A 14,580-nucleotide genomic window follows, 5' to 3' on the forward strand; every position below is an offset into this window, starting at 1 on the left:
GCCCTCCTGCGCGGCACCACCACAGTTCGGACACTGCATCCGGGCCTCCCGTTGCCGACCTGGCATCAGGGTGCGGCGCGGGCCAGCCGGGCGGTAGGGGAAGCTCGGTCAGTCTTGCGGCGGAGACTGGTCGGCGACGAACGAGCCCATGCCGACCTCCGTGTAGATCAGCCCGTCCGCCCGCAGCTGGCGTAGCACCTTCTGCGCGGTCACGTTGGCGATCCCGAACTCGCCCATCAGCGCGACGGTCGACGGCACTCGGGATCGGGCCGGGTACTGGCCCGTCCGGATCCGCTCCACGATCACCTCGTGGACCTGCCTCCACCTGGGGCGATCACTAGCGAACTCCATGACCGCACCGTAGGCAGCCATGATCGGCTACGGCGATCGGTAGTACGCCATAGCGTGCTATGTCATCGTGGGACCAGCAAAGGACCCCCGCGACCGTTGTCGGCGGCCCGGGGGCGTGGACGACACTGCCCGGAGCGCCGCCATGGACGAGCCTAGAGACCAGCCAGCCCCAGCCGAAAGCAGGCTGCACCCTTTAGCCGCTGCCGCGTCGCTCACCCCGATACAGCAGGCATACGGCCGCTACGTCGGCCACGCCCTCACATGCGACGCCTGCCGCGACATCGACCGCAGCTGCGACAAAGCCGAACTGCTGTGGCGGGCCTACCAGGCACACGGGGAGCAGGCCTACCGCCGGCTCGACGGGGAGACCGCGTGACACGGGATTCGTTGCCCGTGGCAACTGACCGGTCGTTCAGTTTTGCCAGGGAGGAAACCGCAGGCCAACGCCTGCGCACAGGGTTACGGGGATCGCGTGTAGACCGCAGCCTTTTACTAGATCCATGCCATGAGCGTCCTTGTCGCCACACCTGACGGGCTGCTGGGATTGACTAAAGTTCAACCATGAAGGAGGTCGACCACATGGACACGCAACGCGTGCGCGACGAGGAGAAGATGACTCAGCTTCATCTCGTGGCCGGCTTCCATGCGTTGGATCGTCGACCGGTCCAGGCCGCTCGCGTAGGCGAGGGACTCCTGGGTCATGTTCTGGTGCAGCCGTCGCACGCGGATGCGGTCGCCGGTGGCCCGGCGGGCGTCGAGAACCCACTGGGGCTGATCGGCTTGCACGGGCTCAACCGTTTACGGACCAAGATCATAAGTCAGCAGCAGATTTGCGGCATTCTCTGATCATGGAATTCGTGCGACGGGCCATCAGCCTCCCTGCGTAGAGAAAGCGAGCCCCTCGGGCACGCCCCTGCTGGCTCCATAATCGAATATATGTTCTATATCTTGGCTTCGGGGTTGCGGATGTATGGGCGCCGCAACGCCGATGGGTCCACCGCCGGTCGTAGTTACCCCCATTGACGGCTCGCACGGTGGGCCTGCGCGGATGCGCGGTCCTCGCCGCCGGGCATCCGCATCAACGAGGAAGCCGTGCACTGTAATTGGCGCACGAGCCACTCGTTGAACAGGAAGCCGGAGCCGGAGTCGATCCGCTACCCCCAAGGTGAGCAAGACGACTCCGGCTCCGGTCTACCCATTACGCATCAAGCACCACTCGGGTTCAGCAAACATGGGAGATGGGAGACAGATGGGAGACGATCTTCGCGAGCAGCTACTAGCTTCCGCTAACTTCCGCGAACTCCTGCTAGCCGCTGACAGATGCTCCGCAGGTCAAAGCCCCTGATCCGCAGGTAGAAGGCCCAGAAACAACAAAAGCGCGGGCATCGACATGATGCTCACCCTCGTCTACGCGCTCCTGGCCCTTGCGGTGCTCATAGCCCTGCTCGGCATCGCCAACACCCTCACCCTGGCGATTCATGAACGCACCCGCGAACTGGGGCTGCTCAGAGCCGTCGGGCAGACCCGGTCCCAACTGCGCGCCATGGTCCGTTGGGAGTCGGTCCTGGTCGCCGCCTTCGGCACGGCGGGCGGGCTGGTTCTGGGTGCTTTCCTCGGGTGGGTATTGGTCAAGTCGTCCGAAGGCGCTTCCGACACGGCCTTCGCCTTCGCGGTGCCGCCCGCGCGGCTCGCGGTGGTGGCGCTCGTGGGTCTTGCGGCCGGTGCCCTCGCGGGGCTGCGTCCGGCACGGCGGGCGGGCCGCCTGGATGTGCTGCGGGCCGTCGCCGCGGAATGAACCCGGCGCGCCCGCTCAGGGACGTACGGGAGGCAGGATCACCGCCCGGTCAGCCGGCAACGGCGGACCGGGCGGGAGCATGTTCCGTCCTGCGCTCGTCGACCGCGAGCGTACGGGCTGATGCCTCGAGCGCCTTTTCGTACGGCGTGAGGTGGGGTACGGCCCGGGTCCGCCCCGTCGATGTGACGGGAAGCGTGAACCACACGACCTTGCCCGCGTCGCCGTCCGGGCGCGCGCCCCAGCTGTCGGCCATGGCGGCGATCATCGCGAGTCCCCGTCCGCTGGTGGCGGAGGAATCCGCCTCGCGCAGCTCCGGCAGGCGCGGGTCGTGGTCGCGCACCGAGACGGTGAGCCGGTCGAGCAGCAGCTCCATCTCCACGGTGCACGTCTTGTCGGGCTGGGCATGCAGGTGGACATTGGTCAAAAGCTCCGTCACACCGAGCGACGCCCGGTCTATCAAGGGATCGAGGTGCCAGTAGCGCAAGTGCGCCGATACGATTCTGCGGACCTGGCCGATCCGCGACGGCAGGGCTTGGAGCTCCACCGTGCAGTGCCTGCTTGGCTGGCTGATCACGGCTGCGACTCCCCGAATTGAGGTCCGGAAGACGACGGAGATCGGATCCAGCAGGAAGGCTCGGTGTACATGCCGCCTGCTGTGCGGCTGAGTACTCCGGCCGCTTGGTGCGGAACGGCTTCGTACGGGGCCGCCCGCGGTCGTGACCGGCGGGCTGGTTCTTCAGCGTGATCGCCGGTAAACCCAGAGTGATGTGCAATCAGCGTGACCCACAGGGTCACGTCCTGCAACTCGCGCCAAGTTCAGCCGCCGCGCCCGGCAGCCTTGCGGACCGCCTCGATGAAACGCCGCGCCGACGGCGGGCCCGGCTGCCCCGGCGCCGGATCGTGGTCGCCGAGGGTCAGCGAGTAACGCGTGCCGTTGAGATCGGCCAACGCCCGGTCCTCCGGCGCGAACCAGGGCTTCGACGCGCGCACCGCCTGCACCGGCGCGCTGTCGATCTCGCTGCCGTAGCTGGTGAGCAGCCGTAGCCTGCCGTCGCTTATCCGGACCTGCCCGGCCCGGGTGAGCGATCGCAGCCTCTTCCCGATCCGCACACCGGTGGCCGTGAAGTCCGGCTCCGCCATGATGCCCCGCCCCCTTGCGCGTCGGCCGTGCCCGGTCCGGATCCGGCTTGAGCCGTGATCCGGCGTGGCCCTGATCGATGTCGGTCGTGATCCAGTGTGCATCCGCGTTCGGGCCCGGCGCCCCGTGGTACACCCGGTGACCGACCGGCATCCTGCCGTGCAGTCTGCCCGCACCCGGCGGCTCACACCAGTGCACAAGTCGAGGCCGCACCGGGTATCCGGCGCATTCGCGCGGATGCGCCCCATCGTTTTGCGCCGTTCCCCCAGGGACCCCTTTGAGCTGATCAAAGGGGCGTTTATGCAGGTGAGAAGCGTGCGAAAGATGTCTATCATCGAGGCGTCCGACCGCGTGAACCCGGCGTCGGCACACCCCTGTAAGGAGTCCCGCCGTGAGCACCCCGCAGATCACCCGCCCCGGCGAGACGCTTGACGTCGACCGCAGCGACGCCGAGTACCGCACCTGGCTCAAAGAAGCCGCACGCAAGGTCCAGGCCGACGCCAACCGCTCTGCCGACACGCACCTGCTGCGCTTTCCGCTGCCCGAGCACTGGGGCATCGACCTGTACCTCAAGGACGAGTCGACCCACCCCACCGGCAGCCTCAAGCACCGCTTGGCCCGGTCCCTGTTCCTGTACGGGCTGTGCAATGGCTGGATCAGGCCGGGCCGCCCGGTGATCGAGGCGTCCAGCGGCTCGACCGCCGTCTCGGAGGCGTACTTCGCCAAACTCATCGGAGTGCCCTTCATCGCGGTCATGCCGCGCACGACGAGCGCCGAGAAGTGCCGCCTCATCGAGTTCCACGGCGGACAGTGCCACTTCGTGGACGACTCGCGGAAGATGTACGAGGCCTCGGCCGCCCTCGCGGCGGAGACCGGCGGCCACTACATGGACCAGTTCACCTACGCGGAGCGCGCCACGGACTGGCGCGGAAACAACAACATCGCCGAATCCATCTTCCGCCAGCTGGAGTTGGAACGGTTCCCGGAGCCCGCGTGGATCGTCGCCACGGCCGGCACCGGCGGCACCTCGGCGACCATCGCGCGGTATGTGCACTACATGCAGTACGACACCCGTGTCTGTGTCGCCGACCCGGAGAACTCGTGCTTCTTCGAGGGGTGGACGACCGGCGATCCGGACGTCACCTGTGACTGCGGCTCACGCATAGAGGGCATCGGGCGGCCCCGCATGGAGCCCAGCTTCGTGCCCGGCGCCGTCGACCGGATGATGAAGGTCCCGGACGCGGCCAGCGTCGCCGCCGTACGGGCCCTGGAGCGGGCCATCGGCCGCAAGGCTGGCGGCTCGACCGGCACGGGTCTGTGGAGCGCGCTGAAGATCGTCGCGGAGATGGTGGCCGAGGGGCGCACGGGCAGCGTGGTGACCCTGCTGTGCGACCCCGGCGACCGCTACCTGGACAAGTACTACTCGGACGCGTGGCTCACCGAGCAGGGACTGGACATCACCCCGTACACGACGGCGATCGACTCACTCCTTGCGACCGGGGTGTGGGCGGACTGACCCCGGCCCGGCACCCTGGGACGCCAGCCTTCGGTCCAGTGCGGTCACCGCTCCGCGGAAGGCGTGTCCCAGGCCGGCGCGCCCCCGTCTCAACAGGAAGCGGAGGACCGCGGTCCCGTCGGCCGCGAAGGTCCACTGCACCCGGGTGCCCGTGCCGGCGGGCGTGAGCCGCCACTCCTCCAGGAGCGCATGCACCCCGGGCGCGCTCGTCTCGTCGACACGGTACGCGTACACCTCGTGCGGCTCGGCCGCCACGACCGTCTCCCGGAAGCGGGTGCCGCCCATGAGGCGCACCTCGCGGCCGGCACCCCCGTCGACGGACGCGGCGGAGGTCACCGCGGAGAACCACTCGCTCCAGCCGGGAACGTCCTCCGCCAGAGCCCGGAAGACCGTCTCGGGGGACGCCGTGATCTCCCGCGCGAACACCAGCCGCACCGGAGCGGTCCGGACGAAATCGAGTCCCACGGGGCGCAGACGGCGTGCCATGGACGGAACCTCCTGGCGGGAAGCGGAGCTCCCGGACACGAGCGGCGGTGCCGGGACGGCGTCACACCATAGCCGTGGGGGCGTCAGATGTCTGTACCGTCGTCTTCCTGCTCCCCGGCCACCACCAGCCGCCTGAGGTGTTCCGAGACCTCCGTCCGTGCCCCGGCCGGAAGCCCCGCATCCGTCACCAGCGTGTCCACCTGCTCCAGCGCGGCGAACGAACTCAGGCCCACCGTGCCCCACTTGGTGTGGTCGGCAACCACCACGACACGCCGTGCGGACTGCACCAGCCGCCGGTTGGTCTCGGCCTCCGCCAGGTTCGGCGTCGACAGGCCGGCCTCGACCGATATGCCGTGCACACCGAGGAACAGCACATCGAAGTGCAGGGACGCGATCGCCTGGTCGGCCACGGGTCCCACGAGCGAGTCGGACGGCGTCCGCACCCCGCCGGTCAGCACGACCGTGGCAGCACCCTGCTGGCGGCCCGAGGTGCGCTGCGCCGAGTGGAAGACGTCCGCCACCCGAACAGAGTTGGTGACGACGGTCAGATCAGGCACGTCGAGCAGATGGTGGGCCAGCGCATACGTCGTCGTCCCACCGGACAGCGCGATCGCCGTACCCGGTGCGACCAGTTCGGCCGCCGCCCGCGCGATGTCCTCCTTGGCCGTCAGCTCCAGGCCCGACTTGGCCTCGAACCCCGGCTCATGCGTGCTGGCCTCCACGACCGGCACCGCGCCGCCGTGCACCTTCTCCAGCACGCCCTGGCGGGCGAGGGCGTCGAGGTCGCGGCGGACCGTCATGTCGGAGACGCCGAGCTTGCGGGTCAGCTCGTTCACGCGGACGCCGCCGCGTCGGCGTACCTCGTCCACGATCAGGGCACGGCGCTGCTCCGCGAGGAGGTTCTGATTCTCGCTCACGTCCGTACCGATCCCTTTCGCCCGTTCACATCCGACACGCCGTCCGTACCGGCTCCGACGAGGTCATTCTCCGCCATCGATCGCCGAGGACGTCCCATCCTCGCACGGGTCCGCACGGGGGGCGCCACCCCCAGTGCCTCACGGATCACCATCCGCTGTCCGCCCCTGTCACTCGTATCGGGGACATTCCGTGACAACGCGTGTGCACTCCCGTGTCCAGGGAGATCATCTGCGTGCCCGGGCACACCGTACGCGGCGCGGGGGAGGTGGGGGAACAGTGGAGCGTGCAGGGGAACGCGCGGGGGAGCGAGGTGACGCCCGGGAGCGGTCCGCGGAGGCTCTGGAACTACTGATTCATGGGGTCGGCGGCACCACGCCCGAGGCGATGCTCGGCGACCCACGGGTTGTCCGGATCGCCGGCGACGACACGGCCGCCGTGTACCGGCGCGCCGACGACGCCGAGGCGGACCGGCACCCCGACGACCACCGAGGCCGTCCGGTGCCAGAAGCCTATGTCTGGTGCAACCTCACGTCCGGGAACGCCGCCCGCGCCCTGTGGCTGTTGCTGTTGCCCTTCATGGTGGCCAACCTCGCGCACTGGATGCGTCCCGCGACCATCGGCCGGCCGCGTGCGGTCCGCCTCTACGGCCTCATCGTCCGGCTCCTCGGACTCACGCTCACGGTGCTGCTGGTCGCGGCCGCCTGCGAGGTGGCCCTGGACCTGGGGGCCTGGCAGTGCGCGGGCAAACCCGCGTGCACCGGCCGTCACGGGTGGCTCGCCTTCCTCTCGCCCGTCGGCTCACATCACGGCTGGTGGAGCGGGCCGGGACGGCGTCTGGCCCTGGCCTCGCTGGTTCCCACCCTGCTCACCGGTCTGCTCTGGTACCTGTCACAGCGCACCTGGAGCGCCTACGAGTCCCAGCAGCCGATGCCCCGCCAGGACGACCCGGAAGAGGAGCCCGACCGCACCGCGCTCGGCCGCCCCGGCTTCTGGTACGGGCGCCGACTGGTGGCCCGGCTGCGCGCCGCGCACACCGCCGCGGGCTTCCTCACGGTGGCCGCCGCACTCGACACGTCCGCGGCCCGCCACGACCGCCGCCACGGCCCCGTCGAACTCGAAGCGATGAGCTGGCTCCTGACGACGGCTCTCCTCGCGGGCGCCGTGATTGTGGTGTGGGTGGTGTGCCGTCGGGGCCGCACCGAGAACCGGCTCGACCAGGAACTCGACCGCACACTGGTGCGTTCGCTGCCCGCGGGCGCGCTCGCCGTGCTCGCCGTGACCATGGTGTACGCCGGATGGTCGCGCCCGGGCTGGCGGTCGTCGGGCCGGCTGCCGGGCGACACCGCGTTCGGCGCGCTCGCCCTGGCACAGGGGACCCTCGTGATCACGCTCGCCCTCGTGGCCCTCGTCCTCCGCCGCGCCCGTCCCGACACGCGCACCGCGATGCGCGGACTCGCCGGACCCGCCGTGGCGATGCTGGCGTGTGCGCTCGGCGGTGTCATGTCCGGAGGTGTGGCCCAGCGGGTCGCCGACTGGCTCGACGGTACGGGACACACCCTCGCGGGCCCGCCCGTGCTGCTCACCTGGCAGGCGTCCACGATCCCGCCGCTGCTGCTCGTCCTGTCCGTCCCCGCCGCCGTGCTGGCCCGGCGCACCTGGGTCCTGCGACGGTCCGGGACGCGCTGCGTCGACCTCGACTACCCGGGCGAACCGAAGGACGCGGCGCGCAGCCTGCGCATCGCCGGCACGCGCGCGATGGCCGCCCTGACCGACCGGGCCCCGCTCGTCGTCGGTATCATCTCCGCCGCGACCCTGCTTCTGGGCGCGGCGGCCCTGGCGGGGGCCTTCGCCACCGGCGACACGCCCAAGGGAGCTGCACGGGGTACGCCGACTCTCGTCCGGGCCGCCACCGACATCGCACAGACGCTCGGTTCCTGGCTCATCGGCGTCGGCTTCCTCCTCTTCGTCACCTGGGGGCGCCGCGCCTACAAGGACGCCGCCGCGCGCCGCACCATCGGCATCCTGTGGGACGTCGGCACATTCTGGCCACGTGCCGCCCACCCCTTCGCCCCGCCCTGCTACGCCGAGCGGGCGGTGCCCGACCTGACCTGGCGCATGGCCACCTGGACGCGCACCACCGGCGGACGGCTCGTCCTGTCCGGGCACTCCCAGGGCAGCGTGCTGGCGGCGGCCGCGGCCTGGCAGCTGAAGCCGTCCGTGCGCAGGCGGGTGGCCCTCCTCACCTACGGTTCACCCCTGGAGCGGCTCTACGGCCGCTGGTTCCCGGCGTACTTCGGCCCCGCCGCGCTCAGCTCCCTGCACCGCGAGATCGACTGCTGGCGCAATCTGTACCGCCTCACCGACCCGATCGGCGGTCCGATACGGCTGCCCGGCGACTGCGGCCCGCAAATCGATCGCGAACCTCTCAAGGACCCGCTCGTGTACGGCCGCACGGACCGGCACCCACTGCCCGCCGCGATCCTCGGCCACGGCCACTACCAGGCGGACCCGGCGTTCGCCGAGGAGCGCGCGCTGCTGCTGGCACGACTGTGGCGGCGGCTTCCCGGACCTCGGCCCGGGAACGCCCCGTCGGAGGCGGGCGCGCAGCCCGGGGACGGCATGGGTCAGGGAAGCTCCGGCAGGTCCTCCGGATAGAGAAGGGTCAGGTCGTCCGTGTTCGGTTCCGCCAGCTGGGCGACCCGGCCCGCGTGCCGCTCCACCATGGACTCGAAAGTCTGGCGTGCGGTGCGGCCGTTGCCGAAGGCCGGCCCCTTCGGGATCGCGGTGAAGTACTTCAGCAGCGCCTCGGCCGTGCCGGGGCCCAGCCGGTACTCGTGCTCCTCGGCCTGCTGCTCCACGATCCGCAGCAGTTCCTCGGAGCCGTAGTCGCCAAAGGTGATCGTTCGTGAGAAACGGGACGCAACACCGGGGTTGACCGACAGGAACCGCTCCATCTCGGCCGTGTACCCCGCGACGATCACCACGACCGCCTCGCGGTGATCCTCCATCAGCTTCACCAGCGTGTCGATCGCCTCACGCCCGAAGTCCCGCCCGGAGTCCTCCGGCGACAGCGCGTACGCCTCATCGATGAACAGCACTCCGCCGCGCGCCCGGTCGAAGGCCTCCTGGGTGCGAATGGCGGTGGAGCCGATGTGCTCCCCGACCAGGTCCACCCGCGAGACCTCCACGAGATGGCCCTTCTCCAGGACACCGAGCGAGGCCAGAATCTCGCCGTACAGACGGGCGACCGTCGTCTTGCCGGTGCCGGGTGAGCCCGTGAACACCAGATGCCGCCGTACGGAGGCGGCCTTGAGGCCCGCCTGCTGCCGGCGGCGGCCCACCTCGATCATGTCCGTGAGGGCGCGCACCTCGCGCTTGACGCTCTCCAGGCCCACCAGCGCGTCGAGTTCCCCGAGCACGGCATGCGATGTGCGCGAGGGCTTCTGCGGCTCGGGGACAGCCGTGACGAGGGGCTCATGCTCGGTCGTGCGCTGACTGGGGATGCCCAGCAGACCTGGGGACTGACTCGTCGTCTGGACGGAGGTCTCCTGGGCCATCACTGACCGCACTCCCGCACTCTCGTCGCTCGTGCAGTCCTCGACTACCGCACCGCCACCGCCCGCCCCGCCGGGGCCGCCGTCCGCGAACTCGTATCCTCCCCGCGCGCACCGCTCCGTACGGCACTTCCTCAGGGTGGCACGGCAGCCGTCGATCACATGGAAGCCGTAACCGTCGCTGCCAGTCACCCGGCAGTTCACAAAGCTGCCCCGGCCGCCCGCCGAGACATAGAAGCCCGCCTCCGCCGGCGACGTCACCGTGCAGCGCTCGACGGTGGGGTCCGCGCCCTTGGTGACGATCACGCCCGTCTGCGTTCCGTCGAAGGTGCAGCCGGACAGCGTGCCGCCGCTGCCGTGGTCGCGGAACCAGGCGCCCGTCGCAGCGTCCCGGATCCGGCAGTCGTCCAGCTGTGCGGTCGCGCCGTCGCTCACCGACACCGCCGTGTTGCGCACCTGGGTGAGGTCGCTGTCCACGACGTCGGCGCGCGAACCGCGGTCGAGGACGAAGAGGGCGTCCGGCACGTCGTGGACCCGGCACGAGTCGAGCACGACGGTCGCGCCGTCGCTGACCCACACCGCCGGATAGTCGCCGGTACTGTCGAAGATCTCGCACTGGTTGGCGTCCACGCGGGTGCCCGGGTCCCACACCGAGAGGCCGTTGCGCCCGAACTGCCGCACCGTCGTGCGGGTCAGTGTGAGCACGGACCGGGAACGCAGATCGACCGCGTTCTCCGGGATGTCGTGAATGCGGCAGTCGGCGAGCGTCAGCACCGCGTCCGTGTCCAGAGTGACGCCGTCCGCGGTCGTGCGGTGAACATCGCAGTCCGTCAGATGCGCCGTGGCCCCGCCGCTGACCTGCACACCGGACCCCCGGACCTCGTACACCTCGCAACCGACCGCCTCCAGCGAGGAGTTCTCCCCGGTCGCCGACAGGCCCGCGCCCGAGGCGTGGTGCACCCGGCAGCGCTCCAGCCGCGGGTGCGCGCCACCGCGGACCGCGACACCCGACTGGGCGGCCGCCATGACCTCGCACTCCTCGAACACCCCACCGCCGCCGTCCACGACGGCGATGCCGACACCTGCCGGGTTGTCGACCGTGCAGCGCCGAACCGTGGGGCGGGCGCCGCCACGGACCTCGATACCGGCCGCGGACCGCGTCATGATCCGCACGTCCACCAGCTCCGGCGCGCCCTCCTCGACGAGCAGGGCGGCCGCGGCCGAGTCCTGGCCCTCGATGTGCAGATCCTGGACGACGGCGGAGGCCCGCACGGTCAGGGGGACGCCGTCCACAGGCGCGATGCGCACCGAGCCGGGGGAGCCCTCGGGTCCGCGCAGCGTCACGGCTCGCTGGACGACGAGGTTCTCCCGGTAGGTGCCGGGAGCGACGGTGAGGACGTCCCCGTCGGTCGCGGCTTCCAGGGCGGCGGCGAGCGACGCGTACTCACCCGTGCGGCGCCGCCACCGCGATGTACCGGTGTGCGTCACCTGGACCGTGCCCTGTGCCATGGCGCTGCTGTGCCCCCACCTCGTTTGTACGCGGGTTCTCGCGAAGATGCCGGACAGCCGAACAGCCCGGCCGGTCCACCGTAGCGTGCGCGGACACGGCTGGTTGACCGGAGCCCGAAGGCCGTCAACTGCCGGTGCCCGTCCGGCCCCAGTCCGGGCCCGCCTTGTCCCATGCCTGGTCCCAGCGCGCGTACCGGCGGAGCACCAAGCGCCATACAATCAGCCGGCGGCCGCCTTCGATGAGTCCTGCCGTCATCGCGGCCGCGCCGAAGCCGGCCAGCACGGCGTGGGTCGTCGCGGCGGCACCGTCCAGCGGACGATCCACTATTCGGCCCTGGTCGTCGGTCCAGAGGGCGAAGCGTTCTCCCCGATGCGGGGACTTGAGATCGGCCAGCACCGTGCCGTGGCGTGCGGTGCCGTCCGGGGCGGTCCAGTCGGCGAGCACACGACTGGTCGCTTCCCGAGTCCTCGAGGACTCCGGATCCAGGTCCACGGGGCTGGGGTTGAGCTTCTTGACGACGGTGGCCGCCACCAGATGGCGGGTGCGCTGCTGGTCCCGCGCGGATTTCTGCAGGGAGCTCTGGGCGAACGATCCGAGCACGGACCCGACGACGGGTGTGCCGACCAGGATCAGCAGGAGAGCGACCAGCGCCACCCAGGCTTCGACCAGATCGGTCGTACGACGCAGCGGATTGTGCCGCCAGCGCCAGAGACCGCCGATAGCTCGCACCACCCGCACCCCCTTCCGCCCCCACGACGACCCCAGTGCCCGGCCGTTCACCTCCGAGGTCGGGGAAGAGAGAGCGAAGCCATCCCTCTCCCGCCCCACCGGCCTCTCATGAACTTCTCTCGGTGGCTCAACGACTGCGCCGGTCGCCGGGGTTCCCCGCACGGCCGTCGAATCGAGGACCTTTCCCATCTCGATCCGGATTTTCTCATTCCGGTAAACGGGGAGGGAAGAGGCGGGAAGACGGGAGGGAGGAAATCCGCAAGGTGCCGACGTGAACGGGGTCCCGGGCGGGGCCGGGGTGGGCTGTCGGACCGGCCCTATTCGAGGATCGTCACCGGGTCGCCGACGCGGATCGTGCCGGTCGTCTCCGGCACGAGGTTCTGCCCGAAGATCAGCTTGCCGCCGACGCGCCGATGGCGGCCGAGGGTGCGCAGCGGCTCCTTGCCGCGCTCGGCGGTGGACTGGTCCGTGGTGGTCACGACGCAGCGTCCGCACATCTTGGCGACCCGGAGGACGACGGCGCCGATGGCGATCCGCTTCCAGTCGTCCTCGGCCCAGGCCGTGGTGCCGGCCACCACGACGTTCGGCCGGAAGCGGTTCATGGGCAGCGGGCCCTCGTCGGGGTGATCCCCCCGGGCGATCAGGGAGTTGAGAGCCTGCAGAGAGGCGAGCGTGGTGAGCAGCAGCGGGTAACCGTCGGCCAGGCTGACGGTCTCGCCCGGGCGGCCGTACGGCGGGTCGTCGATGGGGCGGCGGGTGGCGGGATCGTCGAGGTGGACGAGGGTCACGGATTCCCCGAGATATGTGCTGAACCAGGTGCTCGCCTCGGGGTCGGCGGGCACCGTCTCGATCTTCTCTCCCGCCCACTTCGCGGTCGTCGTGCCGGGTCCTTCGGGAACGGCGACGGTCAGCGGCTCAAGGCCGGAGGCGGCCACACGGATACTGCCGCGGGTCACAAACTCGGCGGCGGCCAATGCCAGGCGTGGGTGCTCGCGTTGGGTGACGACCCTGCCCGTCTCGTCGATCAGTGCCCAGCGCCGGTCCCCGGCCAGCCCCCATGGCTCCACCACGGCCGTGTGGGGTGCCTGGCCCCGCAGTGCCTTGACCGGGTGGACGTGAATCGAGTGCAGCGCTGGTGTCGGCATGAGGCCATCGTGCCATCGGGCAGGGACAGCCTCACGCCGGGAGGCGGATCAGTACCCGCGGTACTGCTGCCCGTTGTTGTAAGGGTCCTGGTACTGCGTCTGGACCGGACGGGGCGCCGCGGGGCGCATCGCCTCGTAGCCCGTGCCCGGGGCCATCGGGCGCGGCTGCTGCATCTGCTGGGGTCCCGGATAGCCGCGCGGGCCCGCCTGCTGCGGGATGTACGCGGTCGGGGCCTGCTGCAACGGCGCGGGGTGCGGAGTGTGCGGATAGCCGTAGGCCGGGGCGTGCTGGGACGGTCCGGAGGGCAGCGCGGGAAGCGCCGACGGCAGTGCGGGCAGATGGCTGCCCGGCGTCTCGTACGCGGAGGGGACCCGGATCGGGGCGATCTGCGGGGTGCCACGCTCGGCGACGAGCGAGTCGTAGATCGGAGTGTCCGGGAAGGGCGACGCGGAGTAGTAACCGCCGCCATAGGTGGAGCGGGGGGAGGTCATGGCACATAAGTTAAGCCCACGATGTGCTGGTTGGGGAGACCGATAAGAGGGTTGTTTTCCGTGTCCGGGGTGACGCGGGATCCCCAATGCGAGCGAACTTGGCAAAAAGGGGCAGCGGACGAGGTTTGGATCCTGTAAAGGCCAAGCTCCTGGGGGGTTACCGGGGGTTGAGCGGAAGTCTTCCGGCGCGTGTCATGGGAGTTCAGGGCCGCGGAGAATAGGTTGGCGAGAACGGAAGCAGCGGACTGCCCGGACCACGGTCCTGGCGCGGCGACACGTGATGGGGGCGGACATGTCAATGTCGAAGGGATCGAATCTTCAGGTGCCCACCACGGCACTGCGCGTCGAATTGGGCTGGCGTTCCGGGCCGGGTGTGCCCGACGCGGACGCCTCGGCGCTGCTGCTGGTCTCCGGGAAGGTCCGCACCGACGGCGACTTCGTCTTCTACAACCAGCCCGCGCACGCCTCCGGCGCGGTGCGTCACGAGGGCAAGCGGGACGTGGGCGGTCAGGTGACCGACTCGCTCCTCGTCGACCTCGCCCGTGTGGAGCCCGCGGTCGAGACCGTGGTGCTCGCCGCCTCCGCCGACGGCGGAACGTTCGGCCAGGTGCCGGGCCTGTCCATCCGAGTGCTCGACGCGCAGGGCACCGAGGTCGCCCGGTTCGACCCGGCCGCGACCGTTGAGACCGCGTTCGTGCTCGGGGAGTTCTACCGTCGCCAGGGCGCCTGGAAGTTCCGTGCCGTGGGCCAGGGCTGGAGCAGCGGCCTCGAGGGACTGGCCATGGACTACGGGATCACGGTGGACGAGCCACAGCACGCGGCGCCCACGCCCCCGCCCGTCACCCGCGTCGACTGGCCGAAGGCGCCGACGAGCCCGCCGGTCACCATGCGCGGGCCGGCCACGGGGCCCCACGCCGCGCCGCAGCCGCCGCCGGTCACCATGCCC

The 14,580-nt window shown here is 70.5% G+C and carries 14 protein-coding genes and 1 pseudogene; 5 read left to right on the plus strand and 10 right to left on the minus strand.

The window, feature by feature from the left end:
• Positions 1–108: 108 nt before the first annotated feature.
• The gene (locus tag AAW14_RS06975; protein WP_265560991.1) at positions 109–351 is read right to left on the minus strand and encodes a GntR family transcriptional regulator; all 243 of its coding nucleotides are present in this window, start codon (positions 349–351) and stop codon (positions 109–111) included.
• 142 nt (positions 352–493) lie between these two features.
• Here AAW14_RS06975 and AAW14_RS06980 point away from each other — a divergent pair, with 142 nt between their 5' ends.
• The gene (locus AAW14_RS06980) at positions 494–727 is read left to right on the plus strand and encodes a hypothetical protein (RefSeq protein ID WP_265560993.1); all 234 of its coding nucleotides are present in this window, start codon (positions 494–496) and stop codon (positions 725–727) included.
• A 179-nt stretch (positions 728–906) separates the two neighbouring features.
• Here AAW14_RS06980 and AAW14_RS06985 read toward each other — a convergent pair whose 3' ends face one another.
• Positions 907–1,053, minus strand: a complete 147-nt coding sequence (locus tag AAW14_RS06985) for a helix-turn-helix domain-containing protein (RefSeq protein WP_265561030.1) — start codon at positions 1,051–1,053, stop codon at positions 907–909.
• A 667-nt stretch (positions 1,054–1,720) separates the two neighbouring features.
• Here AAW14_RS06985 and AAW14_RS06990 point away from each other — a divergent pair.
• Positions 1,721–2,146, plus strand: a pseudogene (locus AAW14_RS06990) (ABC transporter permease); the annotation flags it as partial.
• A gap of 49 nt (positions 2,147–2,195) precedes the next feature.
• Here AAW14_RS06990 and AAW14_RS06995 read toward each other — a convergent pair.
• A complete protein-coding gene (locus AAW14_RS06995) occupies positions 2,196–2,720 on the minus strand; it encodes an ATP-binding protein (RefSeq protein WP_265560994.1) in 525 nt (174 codons plus the stop codon).
• Between the two features lie 242 nt (positions 2,721–2,962).
• On the minus strand, positions 2,963–3,286 hold the full coding sequence (locus AAW14_RS07000) for a hypothetical protein (protein WP_265560996.1): 324 nt from the start codon (positions 3,284–3,286) through the stop codon (positions 2,963–2,965).
• A 389-nt stretch (positions 3,287–3,675) separates the two neighbouring features.
• Here AAW14_RS07000 and AAW14_RS07005 point away from each other — a divergent pair, with 389 nt between their 5' ends.
• Entirely contained in the window at positions 3,676–4,800 is a 1,125-nt protein-coding gene (locus AAW14_RS07005) for a PLP-dependent cysteine synthase family protein (RefSeq protein ID WP_322741016.1), read from the plus strand.
• On the opposite strand, the gene AAW14_RS07010 is transcribed toward AAW14_RS07005, so the two are convergent.
• Both AAW14_RS07010 and AAW14_RS07015 read right to left on the minus strand, forming a co-directional pair.
• Entirely contained in the window at positions 4,768–5,286 is a 519-nt protein-coding gene (locus AAW14_RS07010) for an SRPBCC family protein (protein ID WP_265560998.1), read from the minus strand. The two genes, AAW14_RS07005 and AAW14_RS07010, sit on opposite strands and share 33 nt — an antisense overlap.
• An 83-nt stretch (positions 5,287–5,369) precedes the next feature.
• Positions 5,370–6,203: a DeoR/GlpR family DNA-binding transcription regulator gene (locus tag AAW14_RS07015; protein ID WP_265560999.1), complete on the minus strand. Its 834-nt coding sequence runs from the start codon at positions 6,201–6,203 to the stop codon at positions 5,370–5,372.
• 277 nt (positions 6,204–6,480) lie between these two features.
• Here AAW14_RS07015 and AAW14_RS07020 point away from each other — a divergent pair, with 277 nt between their 5' ends.
• Positions 6,481–8,859, plus strand: coding sequence for a hypothetical protein (locus AAW14_RS07020; RefSeq protein WP_265561002.1), 2,379 nt, complete (start codon positions 6,481–6,483; stop codon positions 8,857–8,859).
• On the opposite strand, the gene AAW14_RS07025 is transcribed toward AAW14_RS07020, so the two are convergent.
• The 4 genes from AAW14_RS07025 to AAW14_RS07040 form a co-directional block, all read right to left on the minus strand.
• Positions 8,829–11,267, minus strand: a complete 2,439-nt coding sequence (locus tag AAW14_RS07025) for a right-handed parallel beta-helix repeat-containing protein (protein ID WP_265561003.1) — start codon at positions 11,265–11,267, stop codon at positions 8,829–8,831. The two genes, AAW14_RS07020 and AAW14_RS07025, sit on opposite strands and share 31 nt — an antisense overlap.
• A 124-nt stretch (positions 11,268–11,391) precedes the next feature.
• Positions 11,392–11,997: a hypothetical protein gene (locus tag AAW14_RS07030; RefSeq protein ID WP_265561035.1), complete on the minus strand. Its 606-nt coding sequence runs from the start codon at positions 11,995–11,997 to the stop codon at positions 11,392–11,394.
• Positions 11,998–12,314: 317 nt separating this feature from the next.
• Entirely contained in the window at positions 12,315–13,142 is an 828-nt protein-coding gene (locus AAW14_RS07035) for an MOSC domain-containing protein (protein ID WP_265561005.1), read from the minus strand.
• A gap of 48 nt (positions 13,143–13,190) precedes the next feature.
• A complete protein-coding gene (locus tag AAW14_RS07040) occupies positions 13,191–13,634 on the minus strand; it encodes a DUF6643 family protein (RefSeq protein WP_265561007.1) in 444 nt (147 codons plus the stop codon).
• A 280-nt stretch (positions 13,635–13,914) separates the two neighbouring features.
• On the opposite strand from AAW14_RS07040, the gene AAW14_RS07045 reads away from it, so the two are divergent.
• Positions 13,915–14,580 (plus strand): TerD family protein (locus AAW14_RS07045; protein WP_265561008.1); only part of this gene is annotated, 666 nt, incomplete at its 3' end.

This window comes from Streptomyces hygroscopicus, from assembly GCF_026168105.1.
In the GTDB taxonomy this organism is placed as follows: domain Bacteria; phylum Actinomycetota; class Actinomycetes; order Streptomycetales; family Streptomycetaceae; genus Streptomyces; species Streptomyces hygroscopicus_D.